The sequence below is a fragment of the Streptomyces sp. NBC_00984 genome, from assembly GCF_045162475.1.
Classification (GTDB): domain Bacteria; phylum Actinomycetota; class Actinomycetes; order Streptomycetales; family Streptomycetaceae; genus Streptomyces.
In genome coordinates this window covers 8,127,828-8,142,764 of the sequence record NZ_CP108734.1, presented here as the reverse complement: position 1 = coordinate 8,142,764, position 14,937 = coordinate 8,127,828, and the positions used below count along the sequence as shown (strand labels likewise).

At 70.6% G+C, this 14,937-nt stretch carries 13 protein-coding genes; 5 read left to right on the top strand and 8 right to left on the bottom strand.

Annotated elements, in window-relative coordinates:
* Positions 1-70: 70 nt before the first annotated feature.
* From OG520_RS36195 to OG520_RS36185, 3 genes are all read right to left on the bottom strand, one after another.
* Positions 71-1,411 carry an MFS transporter gene (locus OG520_RS36195; RefSeq protein WP_406016646.1) on the bottom strand — a complete coding sequence of 447 codons (1,341 nt, stop codon included), beginning with the start codon at positions 1,409-1,411 and terminating at the stop codon, positions 71-73.
* Between the two features lie 287 nt (positions 1,412-1,698).
* Entirely contained in the window at positions 1,699-2,808 is a 1,110-nt protein-coding gene (arsB, locus tag OG520_RS36190) for an ACR3 family arsenite efflux transporter (RefSeq protein WP_406015919.1), read from the bottom strand.
* The gene (locus tag OG520_RS36185; protein WP_406015918.1) at positions 2,805-3,113 is read right to left on the bottom strand and encodes an ArsR/SmtB family transcription factor; all 309 of its coding nucleotides are present in this window, start codon (positions 3,111-3,113) and stop codon (positions 2,805-2,807) included. Before OG520_RS36185 ends, arsB begins: the two co-directional genes overlap by 4 nt.
* A 90-nt stretch (positions 3,114-3,203) precedes the next feature.
* Between OG520_RS36185 and OG520_RS36180 the strand changes: the two genes are divergently transcribed.
* Positions 3,204-3,626 (top strand): arsenate reductase ArsC, encoded by a 423-nt coding sequence (locus tag OG520_RS36180; RefSeq protein ID WP_406015917.1) that lies wholly within the window; start codon positions 3,204-3,206, stop codon positions 3,624-3,626.
* A 427-nt stretch (positions 3,627-4,053) separates the two neighbouring features.
* Here OG520_RS36180 and htpG read toward each other — a convergent pair whose 3' ends face one another.
* The gene (htpG, locus tag OG520_RS36175; protein WP_406015916.1) at positions 4,054-5,985 is read right to left on the bottom strand and encodes a molecular chaperone HtpG; all 1,932 of its coding nucleotides are present in this window, start codon (positions 5,983-5,985) and stop codon (positions 4,054-4,056) included.
* Between the two features lie 138 nt (positions 5,986-6,123).
* Between htpG and OG520_RS36170 the strand changes: the two genes are divergently transcribed.
* On the top strand, positions 6,124-6,579 hold the full coding sequence (locus tag OG520_RS36170; protein ID WP_406015915.1) for a hypothetical protein: 456 nt from the start codon (positions 6,124-6,126) through the stop codon (positions 6,577-6,579).
* 34 nt (positions 6,580-6,613) lie between these two features.
* Here the strand turns inward: OG520_RS36170 and OG520_RS36165 are convergent, their stop codons facing one another.
* From OG520_RS36165 to OG520_RS36150, 4 genes are read right to left on the bottom strand one after another with little or no spacing between them, the layout of a single operon-like run.
* Positions 6,614-7,417, bottom strand: a complete 804-nt coding sequence (locus OG520_RS36165) for an SDR family NAD(P)-dependent oxidoreductase (RefSeq protein WP_406015914.1) — start codon at positions 7,415-7,417, stop codon at positions 6,614-6,616.
* Positions 7,418-7,474: 57 nt separating this feature from the next.
* A complete protein-coding gene (locus tag OG520_RS36160; RefSeq protein ID WP_399333615.1) occupies positions 7,475-8,257 on the bottom strand; it encodes an SDR family NAD(P)-dependent oxidoreductase in 783 nt (260 codons plus the stop codon).
* Entirely contained in the window at positions 8,214-8,963 is a 750-nt protein-coding gene (locus OG520_RS36155) for a GntR family transcriptional regulator (protein WP_399333613.1), read from the bottom strand. Before OG520_RS36155 ends, OG520_RS36160 begins: the two co-directional genes overlap by 44 nt.
* A 36-nt stretch (positions 8,964-8,999) precedes the next feature.
* Entirely contained in the window at positions 9,000-9,554 is a 555-nt protein-coding gene (locus OG520_RS36150) for a VOC family protein (RefSeq protein WP_406015913.1), read from the bottom strand.
* A 138-nt stretch (positions 9,555-9,692) separates the two neighbouring features.
* On the opposite strand from OG520_RS36150, the gene OG520_RS36145 reads away from it, so the two are divergent.
* The 3 genes from OG520_RS36145 (at position 9,693) to OG520_RS36135 (ending at position 14,700) form a co-directional block, all read left to right on the top strand.
* Positions 9,693-11,903, top strand: coding sequence for a thiamine pyrophosphate-dependent enzyme (locus OG520_RS36145; protein WP_406015912.1), 2,211 nt, complete (start codon positions 9,693-9,695; stop codon positions 11,901-11,903).
* 37 nt (positions 11,904-11,940) lie between these two features.
* The gene (locus OG520_RS36140) at positions 11,941-13,254 is read left to right on the top strand and encodes a 2-oxo acid dehydrogenase subunit E2 (RefSeq protein ID WP_406015911.1); all 1,314 of its coding nucleotides are present in this window, start codon (positions 11,941-11,943) and stop codon (positions 13,252-13,254) included.
* 108 nt (positions 13,255-13,362) lie between these two features.
* A complete protein-coding gene (locus OG520_RS36135) occupies positions 13,363-14,700 on the top strand; it encodes an MFS transporter (RefSeq protein ID WP_406015910.1) in 1,338 nt (445 codons plus the stop codon).
* Positions 14,701-14,937 lie beyond the last annotated feature (237 nt).

The following is a 14,937-nucleotide window of genomic DNA, read 5'->3' as shown; positions in this document are numbered from 1 at the left end:
CCGGACACACACCTCGCCGGCCGCGCGGGCATCGTCGCCCGGCTGCTCGGAGCCTGAGCCGCGCTCGGGCTCACGCGCTGCGGGCCCGGGTGGCGAGCAGGGCGGCCAGGACGCCCGGCACGAGCAGCAGCCCGAAGGCGGCGGCGTAGCCGACGTGGTCGTTCGAACCGGCACCCAGGAAGGCGTTGAAAACGGCGGAGGCGACTCCCAGGATCAGGATCTGGCCCAGATTCTGATTGGTCTGCATCGCGCTGCTGGCATAGCCCTGCCGGCCGGCCGGGGCGTGGGAGAGCGACAGCACGGTGAGGGACGGGGCGAGCAGGCCCATGCCGATCGCGGCGACGACCATCGACGACGCGGCAGTGATCGCCGGCGCCCCGGGCAGCGACCCGACGGCCGCGATCACGACCGCCCCCGCCTGCACCAGCGCACCGATCACCACCAGGCGGTGGCGCGGGGTCCGTTCCGGAAGCCGGCCCTGCACCCAGGACGAGGCTGCCCAGGCCACGGCGGCGCCCGTGAAGGCCAGCCCCGTCACGACGGGGGCCACGTCCCGGTCGGTGACGAGCATCAGCGGCACCAGGGCCTCCAGCGTGAAGAACACACCCGAACTCAGCCCGCGCAGCAGCACCGTGGCCGGCAGGCCGCGCGCGGCACGCCAGGTGCCCGCCGGCAACAGCCGTGAGGCGAACAGCACCAGCAGGGCGAGTCCGCCCGCCGCGAACAGCAGATGACGCGTGTCCCAGCCCGATGCGCCGTACTGGCCCAGCGCCGCGCCCACGCTCACCGCCACCGCGACCATCAGTGCGGGGCGCGGTGTGCTGTCCTCCGAGGGCGCGGGCACGGACTGCCAGGAACGGCCGCGCAGCACGGCCACGACCGCCAGTGCCGGAAGGGCGGTCAGAGCCGCCAGGCCGTAGAACACCACACGCCAGGACCACCAGTCGGCCACCAGCCCGGCCAGCGGAGGACCGACGAGTGACGGAATGATCCAGCAGGCACTCATCAACGCCAGGGCACGCGGCTGGAGACGGTCGGGATACGCCTGGCCGATCGCGGCGTTGATCGACACCGCGACCATCCCGCCCGCCACTCCGTCCACGAAGCGCCCGGCGGCCAGTTGCCAGATCGAGGTGCTGGCGGCCGAGACCAGCAGGGTGACCACCGCCAGCACCATGCCCGCCGCCAGCGGGCGGTGCGCCCCCGCACGGTCCGCCCAGTGACCGCCCAGCACCCCGCCCAGCAGACTCGCGGCCACGAAGCAGCCCGCCACCAGCGGGAAGAGCGACACGCCGTCCAGATCCTGTGCGGCCGTCGGCAGTGTGGGTACCACGGCCAGCGCGGCGAGCCCGGTCAGGAACATCACCGCGGCGAAGCTGGAGGTGGCCGCCGCGTACGTTCGGGAGAACAGTCCGTCCGCGGCCTCGGACCCTACGGGCGGAGGCCCGGCCGCGGTCGCCCACTCACCGCGTTTCGTCGTGGCCGGTTCCGTGGACGTCACGGATGCGTCGGGCGATGTGCTCTTGGGGGCATCAGTCACGGACGCACAAGCTATGCGGGCCGCACGCCCCCGTGCCACAGGTTTTCCGCGCGGCCGGCCCCGCCCCGGACGCGGGCCGCCGGCCGTCGGGCCCGGACGAGGCAGCCGGCAGCCTCCTGACCGGCCGGTTCACCTCCCTGCCCCGCCGGGTCACCACGTCACGGGGCCTGGGCCGCCGGGGCCGTGGCCGGGAAGCTTCTGCGCCAGGCCAGTGACATGTACACGAGACCGATCAGGACCGGAACTTCGATGAGCGGGCCGACGACGCCGGAGAGCGCCTGGCCGGAGGTGACGCCGAAGGTCGCGATGGCGACGGCGATGGCGAGTTCGAAGTTGTTGCCCGCGGCGGTGAACGCCAGTGTGGCCGTGCGGTCGTAGGCCAGTCCGAGAGCCTTGCCGAGCAGGAAGGTGCCGAAGAACATGACCGCGAAATAGACGAGCAGCGGAGCGGCGATCCGTACGACGTCCAGTGGCCGCGAGGTGATCGTCCTCCCTTGCAGGGCGAAGAGGACGACGATCGTGAAGAGCAGCCCGTACAACGCCCACGGGCCGATCCTCGGCAGGAACGTCGCCTCGTAGGACTCACGGCCCGCCCTCCGCTCACCGATGCGGCGGGTGAGGAAGCCGGCCAGCAGGGGGATGCCGAGGAACACGATGACGTTGAGGGCGATGCGCCACACCGGTACGTCCAGTCCCTGGCCGTCGCCCAGACCCAGCCACCGGGGCAGCAGGTCGAGGTAGAACCAGCCGAGCAGGCCGAACGCGATTACCTGGAACACGGAGTTGAGCGCGACGAGCACGGCGGCTGCTTCGCGGTCGCCGCAGGCGAGGTCGTTCCAGATGATGACCATGGCGATGCAGCGGGCCAGGCCGACGATGATCAGGCCGGTGCGGTACTCGGGCAGGTCCGGCAGGAAGAGCCACGCCAGCGCGAACATGACGGCCGGGCCGACGATCCAGTTGATGACCAGCGAGGACACCATCAGCTTGCGGTCGCCGGTCACGGTGTCGAGCTTGTCGTAACGGACCTTGGCCAGCACCGGGTACATCATGACGAGCAGACCGAGCGCGATCGGCAGGGAGATCCCGCCGACCTCGATCTTCGCCAGCACGTCGCCCATCCCCGGGACCAGCCTCCCCAGTCCCAGACCGACGGTCATGGCGAGCAGGATCCACACCGCGATGCAGCGGTCGAGAGCGGAGAGCTTCCCGACGATCGAATCGTCGTCGCCCACCGGGGCGACGGTGGCGGGTCCGGTGGTGTTCACGGGCAGGCCCGCTTGTTCCCGGCGGCGGTGCGGGCGGACTCGGCGAGCGCGGCGAACTGCTCGGAGAGGCCGGCCAGGGCCTCGGGACGCAGCCTGTAGTAGGTGAACCGGCCGCACGGCTCGGTGTCCACCACTCCGGCCTCGCGCAGCACCTTCAAGTGGTTGGACAGATTGGTCTGCTTCGCTCCGGTCTCCTCGACCAGGTGCGTCGTGCAGAGCGTCTCGCGCGCCAGCAGGGTCACGATCCGGAGGCGGAGCGGATCGCCCAGCGCCCGGATCAGATCAGGATCGACTGAAGTCAGCATGGACTGATACTTTCACATCACCACTCGCTGATATCAGCGGGGGCTGATGCCACTGGCGGCTGGTGCCGCCGTGCGACGAGAGAGTTGTCCATGCCCGAGACCGCGCGCAAGCCGTCCGTCCTGTTCGTCTGCGTCCACAACGCCGGCCGTTCCCAGATGGCCGCCGCCTGGCTGACCCATCTGGCCGGGGACCGCGTCGAGGTCCGTTCCGCGGGCTCCGACCCCGGCGGGGCCGTCAATCCCGCCGCCGTCGAGGCGATGGCCGAGGTCGGCATCGACATCTCCGCCGAGAGCCCGAAGATCCTCACCGTGGACGCGGTCCGCGAGTCCGACGTGTGCGTCACCATGGGCTGCGGCGACACCTGCCCGGTCTTCCCCGGCAAGCGCTACCTCGACTGGAAGCTCGACGACCCGGCCGGACAGGGCGTGGCGGCCGTCCGCCCCATCCGCGACGGGATCAGGACCCTGGTCGAGGGCCTGATCGCCGAGATCGCCCCGCGGACCGCGCCGTGAGCGCCCACCGCGTGTGAGCCGGAAAGGCACGCGTGGTCAGGCGGGACGGCGCGTGGTCAGGTGGGACGGCGGCCGGGAAGCGGACCGGAGCACCGGGGAAGGGGCCGGCCCTCAGGGAGCCGGGGCGCAACCGGGCCACTGCCCGTACCTCGATCCTCGCTCCGGACCGCGTGGTTCGCATCCGGATCGGCCCACCCCCACCGGCGGCCCCTCCCGCCGCCCCGGCGTGACCGGTCCGGCGTGACCGGTCCGGCCGGTGGGCCACGCCTCGCCTGCGCGAGGCGTGGCCCACCGCGAGGGGTCGCCGTCCTGCCGCTGCCGGTGCCGATTCACCGACAGCGGCCGAAGCCGCCGACTCCTGCGCCAAGGCCGGTCACTGCCCCGGGGACGGCGAGGCGCCGCCCCGATCGTGCGGGAGCGTTCGTGTTCACAGGGTGCGTTCGAGCCGGTCGGCCATCAGCCTGACGAAGCGCGAGGGATCGCCCAGTTCGCCACCCTCGGCCAGCAGCGCCAGATCGTGGAGCAGTTCGGCCGTCTCCTGGAGACCGGTGCCGACGTCCTCGCCGCGTTCGGCGTGTGCCCGGTTGAGGCCGCTGACCAGCGGGTGCTCCGGGTTGAGTTCCAGGATGCGCTTGACCTGGGGTACGGCCTGGCCCATGGCGCGGTACATGTTCTCCAGGGCGGGCGTCGCGTCGTGCATGTCCGAGACGATGCAGGCGGGCGAGACGGTGAGGCGCGAGGAGAGCCGCACCTCCTTGACGGTCCCGCTCAGCCGGTCCGTCATCCAGCCGAGCAGATCCGCGTACTCCTGCTGCCTGCCCTCGCGCTCGGTCGCGGCCTCCTTCTTCTCCTCCTCGGTGCCGAGGTCGACCTCACCCTTGGCCACGGACCGCAGCTTCTTGCCGTCGAACTCGGGCTCCGCCTCGACCCACACCTCGTCGACGGGGTCGGTCAGCAGCAGAACCTCGACGCCCTTGGCACGGAACGCCTCCATGTGCGGGGAGTTCTCGATGGCCTGCCGGGACTCGCCCGTCAGGTAGAAGATGTGCTCCTGGCCGTCCTTCATCCGCTCCACGTACTGCCGCAGAGTGGTCGGCTCGTCCTTGTCGTGGGTCGTGGCGAAGGACGAGACACCGAGGATCGCCTCGCGGTTCTCGAAGTCGCTGAGCAGGCCTTCCTTGAGGACGCGGCCGAACTCCCGCCAGAACGTGGCGTACCGCTCCGGTTCGGCGGACATCATGTCCTTGACCGTCGACAGCACCTTCTTCGCCAGACGCCGGTGCATCAACTGGATCTGGCGGTCCTGCTGGAGAATCTCGCGCGACACGTTGAGCGACAGGTCCTGCGCGTCGACGACGCCCTTGACGAAGCGCAGGTACGGCGGCATCAGCGCTTCGCAGTCGTCCATGATGAAGACGCGCTTCACATAGAGCTGGATGCCGCGCTGGTACCCCTGCATGAACAGGTCCTGGGGTGCGTGCGACGGGATGAAGAGCAGCGCCTGGTACTCGAACGTGCCTTCCGCCTGCAGGCGGATGGTCTCCAGAGGGGCACTCCAGTCGTGGCTGATGTGCTTGTACAGCTCGTGGTACTCGTCGTCGCCGACCTCGTCGCGCGAACGCGCCCACAGGGCCTTCATCGAGTTGAGCGTCTCGGGCTCGCGCGGGGCGTCGTCGGTCCCCTCCGCGTCGTCCGCGCCGTCCGCCGCCTCGGGGGCCATCCGGACGGGCCAGGTGATGAAGTCCGAGTACCGCTTGACGATCTCCCTGATCTTCCACGGGGAGATGTAGTCGTGGAGCTGGTCATCGGTGTCCTCCGGCTTGAGCCGGAGCGTGACCGCGGTCCCCTGGGGAGCGTCGTCGACGGTCTCGATCGTGTACGTGCCCTCGCCGGCCGACGTCCACCGGGTGCCCCGGCTCTCGCCCGCGCGCCGGGTCAGCAGCGCGACCTCGTCGGCCACCATGAAGCTGGAGTAGAACCCGACACCGAACTGGCCGATCAGTCCTTCGGCCGCGGCGGTCTCCTCGGCCTCCTTGAGTTCCCGCAGGAACTTCGCGGTGCCCGAGTTCGCAATGGTCCCGATGAGCTGGACCACTTCGTCGTGAGACATCCCGATGCCGTTGTCCCGCACGGTCAGCGTGCGGGCCTGCCGGTCGGTCTCGATGGCGATGTGGAGATCGGACACGTCCGCGTCGAGCGAGTCGTCGCGCAGTGCTTCGAGTCGCAACTTGTCGAGCGCGTCGGATGCGTTGGAGACGAGTTCACGCAAGAACACGTCCTTGTTCGAGTAGATCGAGTGGATCATCATCTGCAGAAGCTGTCGCGCTTCCACCTGAAACTCGAACGTCTCAGTGGGCATAATCCGTGATTCCTTCTCAGGTCCGCGGGCTGGGATCTGGCCTGAGCACTTTAGATCAACTGGTCATCACCCCGGGACCGAGTGGCTCAGAATGGGCGGATGAGGCGAAGCGGTGGAGGCCACGGAACGACAAGTCCGGTGCCCGGGGACGCGAGGCGGAGGCGGGCGCACGGCGCGGTCGGCCTGGCGGGAGCCGCCGTGCTGCTGGTCGGCGGGTGCGACGTCCTCAACACGGACAAGACGCCCGAGCGCATCAAGGACGGCACCGCCGAGCTCGACCTGACCGTCACCGGACGCCCCACCCCCGGCACCCTCGCCACCGCCGAACACGTCCTGGCCCGTCTGAAGGCCCGTGATGCCGAGGGTCTGGCCGGGCTCGCCGCGAAAGACGGCGGCACAGAGGAGGACGCGCGGCGCTGGGTGACCCGTTGGGGCGGCGCCGCTCAGCACCCGGTCACCGCGGACTTCCTTCCGGGGGAGAAGGAGGCCTCCGTCGATGTCCGTTTCACCGGTGAACGAACCACGCTGACATTGCGGCTGAAGGACAACAGCTACGACGACAGGTTCCGGGTGCTGCTCCGGGAGGACCGGTGAGGCAGTGGTCGAGGGCGTCCGGCCCGGGGACCGGTCAGCCCGGCGCCACCGCGTAGCCGTCTGCGGTCCAGCCGCCGTCGCTGACCATGACCTGGCCGGTGATGTTCGCGGAGACCCCGGAGGACAGGAAGAGGGCGAGATGCGCGATGTCCTCCGGGCTGCCGAGGCGGCCGCGCGGGGTGCGGCGGCGCAGCGCCCGTGTGTCGAGCCGCCCGGTGTCGGAGAGCCGGGTCAGCAGGTCGGTCTCGACGTACCCGGGTGCGAGCGCGTTGACCCGGATGCCGAACGGGGCCCACTCGACGGCCAGGACCTTGGTGAGGGCCGCGACGGCGGCCTTGGTCGCGCAGTACGCGGCGCGCTCGGGCCCGGCGGTCACCCCGTACATCGACGAGGTGGTGAGGACGACACCTCCGTCGGCCTCGCGCATGATGCGGGCGGCGGCGCGTGCGCAGACGAAGACCCCGGTGAGGTTGACGTCCAACGCGGTGTTCCAGCGGTCCAGTTCGAGGTCGAGGGAGGGCGCGTTGGCGGACACACCGGCATTGGCGACCATGACGGACAGCTTTCCCGTCCGGGCGGTGAACGCGGTGAGCGCCGCCGTCACGGCGTCCTGGTCGCTCACCGGGGCGGTGGCCGTCCCGATCACCTGGTCGGGGCGGCCCGCCGCCAGTGCGGGCCGCACCCGGTCCAGTTCGTCGCCGTCGATGTCGAGCAGCAGCACATGGCAGCCGGCGCGCGCGAACGCGTCGGCCATCGCCAGGCCCAGGCCGCGCGCGGCACCGGTGACGCATACGGACCTGCCCCTCAGGTCGGGGTAGATCGCCGCTTCCGTCGTCATGTTCCGTTCCGTTCCCACTCGCTCCGCCGCGTTCTCCACCGGTGTGTTCGGGCCTGCTCAGATCATGTGCATTCCGCCGTTCACATGGATCACCTCGCCCTGCACGAAGCTCGCCGCGGGTGAGCACAGGAAGGTGACGACGGAGGCCACTTCCTCCGGCCTGCCCAGGCGGCCGAGGGGGGTGGTGGCGAGTGCGGTGTCGCCGCGGGCGGTGACGTAGTCGCGGGTCATGGAGGTCTCGATGATTCCGGGCGAGACCATGTTGATCCGTGCCCTGGAGCCGAGTTCCCAGGCGAGGCTGCGGGAGAAGGCGAGCAGCGCGCCCTTGGTCGCCGCGTAGTGGGCGTGCCGGACGCTGCCGCGGTGACCGGCCATGGAGGTCAGATTGACGATGCTGCCGCCCTCGTTGAGGTGGGGCAGGACGGCGCGGGTGAGGTAGAAGACGCCGTCGAGGTTGACCGAGATGACGGTGTGCCACTGCTCGTCGGTCATGTCGGCGACGGCCTGCTCCGGATAGATCCCGGCCGCGGGTACGAGGAAGTCGACCGAGCCGAACGTCTCGACCGCGGCGGCGACGAACGCGTTGTTGCTCTCCGGCGAGGCCGCGTCCAGGGTGCGGGTGATCACGGTCGCACCCGTGGGGTCGAGCGTCGCGGCGAACTCCTCCAGTGCCGCGGCGTTCAGGTCGCCGAGCACCAGGTTGGCGCCGGCCGCGTGGAACTGGCGGGCCACCTCGCGGGCGATGCCACCGCCCGCGCCGGACAGGAGGAGGGTGCGGCCCTCGAAGGGGCGGGCGTCAGTCCGCGGTGTCTGCTGCGTCTGCTGTGTGGTCGCTGTCATGGTCGTCCTCTGTGAACAGTTCGGGATGTCGGGCCAGTTCCAGCCGCGTGCGGCGGATGTGGCCGGTGAGAAAACGTTCGGCGTCGACGGTGTCGGCCCGCTTGATCGCGTCGATGATCAGGCGGTGCTCGGCGTGGATCAGTTCCCAGCCGCTGTCGCCCGCGAGCCGGGCGAAGGCGCGGCGGTAGTGCTGTGTGGTGTTCCAGAACCGGTCGACCATGGCGGTGATCTGGGCGACGCGGCATCCGGCGTAGGTGAGCAGGTGCAGACGGCCGTCGAGGGCCAGGAAACGGTCCACGTCGGTGGTGAGCTCGATCTGCCGCGCGATCGTCTCCAGTTCGGCGACCTGCTCGGCGGACAGGTGCGGAATGCTCTCGCCGAGGGCGAGCGGTTCCAGGCGTTCGCGGATCTTGTAGACGCCCTCGCACTCCGCCATGTCCATTCTGGAGACCCAGGCGCCGCTGTTGGACTTCACGACGGTCAGGCCCTCGGCCGCCAGTATCCGCAGGGCCTCGCGTACGGGCAGCCGGCTGGCGCCGAGCTGCGCGGCGACCTGCTCCTGCATGATCCGTGCGCCGGGGCGCAGTTCACCGCTCAGGATGGCGGCACGCAGATGGTCCGCGACGCGCTGGCTGGCGACGGCGGCACTGGATCCGGACGTGCTGGACCCGGACGGGTCGGATCCGGTGGTCGGCTTGCGTGACATGGCTCTCCCTGGTGCGGTGTCGCGGCGGCAGCGTGTTCAGACGGAAGGCTGCCACAGCCGTACCGGTGAGTCGGCTTCGTACCGCTTGCCGTCCGGGTAGGAGACCAGCTCCAGCTGCATCCCCCAGGGAGCGAGGAAGTAGACCCAGCGCTGTCCCTCGCTCGGGCCGGAGCTGGCCGTGGGTTCGCCGAGGATCCGTACGCCGTGCCGCCGCAGGTGCGCCACGGCGGCGTCGAGGTCGGTGACGTAGAAGGCGAGGTGGTGGCCGCCGACGTCACTGTTGCGCGGCGGTCGCGTCTCCTGTCCGGGGGCCTCGTACTCGAAGATCTCGAAGTTCGGACCGCCGGCGCACCGGAAGAAGCGCAGCTCGCGCATCACTGCGCGCGGGTGGACGCCGAGGTGGTCGCTCATCCAGGTGCCGTCGGAGCCGAACGGGCCAAGCGAGTAGACGTGCTCGCAGCCGATCACCTCGACGAAGAACCGGGTCGCCTCTTCGAGGTCGGGAACGGTGAAGCCGATGTGTTCGACACCGGCCAGTCCGGGAAGTCCCTGCTCCGGCCCACCCGTGGAATGGATCCATCTATCCGCCATGCATCTCACATTGCGCCGCCATAGGTGCCGTAGTCAATGGAAATTCCCGAAATCTGAACGTAACGTTCCGGTAACGAGGTATTGGCTATGGATCCATTCACTGCGACAGTGCTCACCGAATCACACAGGAGAGTGCTCATGCCCACACACCGGAAACTGGCCCCCGCCTCACCGTGGACCGAGGTGACGGCGACGAAGAAGGACTGGCACGGCGCGGACCCGCGGCTGCTGACCTCGATGTTCACCCAGACCCTGCTGATCAGGACCTTCGAGGAGTACGTCCTCGACCTCGCGGGCCAGGGGCTGGTCCATGGGCCGGCGCACTCCAGCATCGGCCAGGAGGGCGGCGCCGTCGGCTCCGTGCTCCCGCTGACCGGCGCGGACTTCGTCGGCGGCTCGCACCGGGGACATCACCAGTTCCTGGCCAAGGCGTTGGGATACGTCGCGCCCGGCGGCATCGACCTGCGACGCCCCGTCGACGCGGAGGTGCGCACCGTCCTGCAGCGCAGCCTGGCCGAGATCTGCGGCCTGGCGAGGGGCTTCTGCCGGGGGCGGGGCGGATCCATGCACCTGCAGTGGCGCGAGGCCGGCGCCATGGGCACCAATGCGATCGTCGGCGGCGGCGTGCCGCAGGCGGCCGGGTTCGCCTGGTCGGCGCGGCAGGCCGGCACCGATGCCGTCTCGGTGACCTACTTCGGGGACGGCGCGGTCAACATCGGCTCCGTGCTGGAGACGATGAACCTCGCCGCCGCCTGGAAACTTCCGGTCTGCTTCTTCATCGAGAACAACAAGTACGCCGTCTCCACCCACGTGGACGAGGCGACGGCCGAGCCCCGGCTCTCGGCGCGCGGCCTGGGCTTCAACATCCCCAGCTGGCGCGTGGACGGCATGGATCCGCTCGCCGTGTACCTCGCCATGAGCGAGGCCGTGGACCACATGCGGGCCGGTCAGGGACCGACCGTCGTCGAGGCCGAGGTCTACCGCTTCTTCCACCAGAACGGCCCGTTCCCGGGCAGCGCCTTCGGCTACCGCACCAAGGACGAGGAGAAGGAGTGGCGGGCCCGCGACCCGCTGGCCCTCGTCTCGCGGCAGCTCGTCGAGAACGGCGTCCTGAGCGCCGACGAGATCGAGGAGTGCACCGCGCGGGCCAAGGCGGTCATGGCCGCCATCGGCGACGAACTGCTGGAGCCCGACCCCGGCGGCAAGCCGGGCACCCGCCGCATCAGGCCCTCCGAATGGCCCGACCCGTCCTTCCGCGATGTCGGTGTGCGGGGCGACCTCAGCGAGTTCGACGACGTACGCCTCGCCGACACCGGCACCGGCACCGGCACCGGACCGGATGCCTTCCAAGGACGCCTGGAACAGCGGAAGTTCATCGACGTCGTGGCCGAGGTGATGAGCCGGCGCATGGCCGAGGACGCGTCGGTCGTCGTCATGGGCGAGGACGTGCACCGGCTCAAGGGCGGCACCAACGGTGCGACCAAGGGCCTGGCCGAGGCCCACCCGGACCGTGTCCTGGGCACGCCGATCAGCGAGAACGCCTTCGCCGGGCTCGCCGGCGGCATCGCGCTCGACGGCCGGTACAAGCCGGTGGTGGAGTTCATGTACGCCGACTTCATGTGGGTCGCGGCGGACCAGATCTTCAACCAGATCGGCAAGGCCCGGCACATGTTCGGCGGCGACGGACAGGGGTCCGGCGTCCCGCTCGTCCTGCGCAGCAAGGTCGCCATGGGCACCGGCTACGGCTCCCAGCACTCCATGGACCCGGCGGGAATCCTCGCCACGGCCCCCGGCTGGCGGATCGTCGCCCCGTCCACGCCCTTCGACTACGTGGGCCTGATGAACTCCGCGCTGACCTGCAAGGACCCGGTCGTCGTACTGGAGCACACCGACCTGTACAACTCGGTCGGTCCGGGCCCGGTGGACGACTTCGACTACTGCCTGCCCGTGGGCAGGGCGGCCGTGCGCCGCACCGGATCGCGGATCACCGTCGTGTCGTACCTCGCGATGACCAACTACGTCCTGGAGGCCGTCGAGCAGCTGGGCCTGGACGCCGAGGTCATCGACCTGCGCTGGCTGGACCGCGCCAGTCTCGACTGGGACACCCTCGGCGCGAGCATCCGCAAGACCAACAACGTGCTCATCGCCGAGCAGGGCCCCATCGGCACCTCCTACGGCGGCTGGCTGTCCGACGAGATCCAGCGCCGCTACTTCGACTGGCTCGACCAGCCGGTGGAGCGCGTCCAGGCCGGCGAGTCCTCGCCCAGCATCAGCAAGGTGCTGGAGCGGGCGGCCATCGCACGGACCGAAGAGGTCGTGGCCGCGCTCCAGCGGGTCACCGGGAACTGACCCTCCCCGTACGAGAGAACACCCAGGAGGGTTGATCATGGCAGAACTGTTCCGAATGCCCGCCGTGGCCGCCGACGCGGCAACGGCCGTGCTGTCCGCCTGGCAGGTGGCGGAGGGGGCGTCGTTCACGAAGGACGACGCGCTGGTCTCCATCGAGACCGACAAGGCCGAGGTGGATGTCGCCGCCGAGCAGGACGGCGTACTGCTCAAGACGTTGTACGAGGCCGGTGTCGAGATCGAGGTCGGCGACCCGATCGCCGTGCTCGGCGCCGTCGGCGAGCAGGCCGGCGACCTCGACACGCTACTGGCGGAGCTCGGCGTCGGCGCACCCGTCGCGGCCCCGAAGGCGGTGCGCCGGGACGTCCCGGAGGAACCGGCCGCAGCGAGCCCGGCCGCTCCGGCGCCCTCGGCGTCCCCCTCCGCCGGTGAGCCGGAGCGCGGCGGGCGCGTCTTCAGCAGTCCGCTGGCCCGCAGGCTGGCCCGGGAGGCGGGCCTCGACATCGAGGCCCTCACCGGCACCGGGCCCGGCGGCCGCATCGTCAGGCGGGACGTCGATGCCGCGGTCGCGGCCCGGCCGGCACCGGCGCCGGAGTCGGCCGTGGCCCCGGCCCCGGTCCCGGTCCCCCCGGCAGCCACCACCGTGCCGCAGGCCACCGCCTCCGCCGACACCGGCGACCACGAGGACATCCCGCACAGCCGGATGCGCCGGGCCATCGCCAGGCGCCTGACGGAGAGCAAGCAGCACACCCCGCACTTCTATCTGCGGGCGACCTGCGCCGTGGACGAGCTGCTCGCCCTGCGGCAGCGGATCAACGCCGTCAGCCCGGTCAAGGTCTCGGTCAACGACCTGTTGATCAAGGCCGTCGCCACGGCACACACACAGGTGCCGGAGATGAACGCGGTGTGGCAGCCGGATGCCGTCCGCCGATTCCGTACCGTCGACGTCTCGGTCGCCATCGCCACCGGGACGGGCCTGGTGACCCCGGTGCTGCGCGGGATCGAGAACCTGTCGGTGTCGGCGATCGCCACGCGGACCCGCGCGTACGCGGAGCAGGCGCGCTCCGGGGGGCTTCGGCCCGCCGACCTCGAAGGCGGATCGATCACCGTTTCGAACCTCGGCATGTACGGGGTCGAGGAGTTCACCGCCATCATCAACCCGCCGCAGGCCGCGATCCTGGCCATCGGCGCCGCACGCGACGAGGCGGTGGTCCGCGACGGTGCGGTCATCGCGGCCAAGGTGCTCGGCGTGGTCCTGTCCGTGGACCACCGTCCGGTGGACGGCGCCGTGGCGGCGCGCTGGCTCGCGGCCTTCACCGAGGCCGTGGAGAACCCGGTCCGGCTCGTCGTCTGAACCCACCCCGGCGGCCGGGCGGCCCGCGGCGTCAACGTCGCAGGCCGCCCGCCCCCCTAGGCCGCAGTCCGCGCCCGACGGCTGCCAGAGCACTCCAAGAGGACACCGATGTCTTTGATCCGCGGTTCCCGCACGCCCGGTGCGGCCATACCGAACGAAACCCCGCGCGATGCGCTCGGCGAACTGGACCAGCGCAATCTGCGGCGGCTGATGCCGCTGCTGCTGGCCGCCTACATCATGTCGTTCCTGGACCGGACCAACATCGGCCTGGCCAAGGAACGCCTGGAGGTCGACCTGGGCATCTCCGCCGCGGCCTACGGGCTGGGCGCGGGGCTGTTCTTCCTCACCTACGCGATCTCCGAGGTGCCCAGCAACCTGATCATGTACCGCGTGGGCGCCCGCTGGTGGATCACCCGGATCATGCTGACCTGGGGCGTCGTCTCCGCCTGCATGGCCTTCGTACAGGGTGAGAAGTCCTTCTACGCCATGCGGCTGCTGCTCGGCGCCGCCGAGGCCGGGCTGCTGCCGGGCATCCTGCTCTACTTCACCTACTGGTTCCGCTCCGAGATCCGCGGCAGGGCCATCGGACTGCTCCTGCTCGGCGCCTCCATCGCCAGCGTCGTCGGGAACCCGCTCGGCGGACTGCTCATGGAGATGGACGGGCTCGGCGGCTGGCACGGCTGGCAGTGGATGTTCGTCATCGAGGGGGTCCCCTGCCTCTTCCTGGCGTTCGCCATCTTCCGGTTCCTGCCCGACGGCCCGGCCAAGGCACCCTGGCTGACGGCGGAGGAGGCCCGGCTGGTCCAGGACGCGGTCACCCGCGAACAGACCGAGGGCGCCGAGGCGGCCGGAAACGGCTCCGGATCCGGCTTCCTGCTGACGGTGCTGCGCGACAAGCAGATGCTGCTGGCCATCTTCGCCAACTGGACCCACCAGGTCGCCCTGTACTCCGTCGTCTACTTCCTGCCCGGCATCATCGGCGGCTGGGGCGACCTCTCGCCGTTCACCATCGGCCTGCTGACCGGACTGCCCTGGCTCACCGCGGCCGTCGGTGCCGTACTGGTGCCGCCGCGCGCGACGACACCCCGGCGCTCCCGCAACTTCGTGGTGGTCGGTCTGCTGATGATGTTCACCGGCCTCATCGTCGCCGCCGTCGCCGGTCCCGTGATCGCCCTGCTCGGCTTCTGCTTCACCGGCCTGGCGTTCTTCGTCGTCCAGCCCCTGCTGTTCAACTTCCCCGCCACCCGGCTCTCGGGCAAGACCCTCGCCGGCGGCCTGGCACTGCTCAACACCATCGGCATCACCGGCGGCTTCGTCGGCCCGTACATCATGGGCTACGCCGAGGACGCCACCGGCAACCACCTGTCCGGCCTGTGGGTGTCCATCGTCCTGCTGGCCCTCGGCGCACTGGCGGCCACGCGGCTGCGCTTCTCCCCCAAGTCCTGAAGCGCGCTCCGGGGCGTGGGTCGGCCCGGGACGTCCCCATCGGCCGGGGCGGTCCCGCGGGCGCCCGCGCCCCGGGGCAGGTCCGGTTCGAACCGGACCACCGTGCCCCCGGAGACATCGGCCGTGCCCCACGGCCCGAGCCGGACGGACCGGGACCTGCCACGGCGACTCCCGGACGACGCGCGTCCTGGACCGACATCGTTGCCGACGTACGTGCGCTCGGCGCCGGTACCGCAT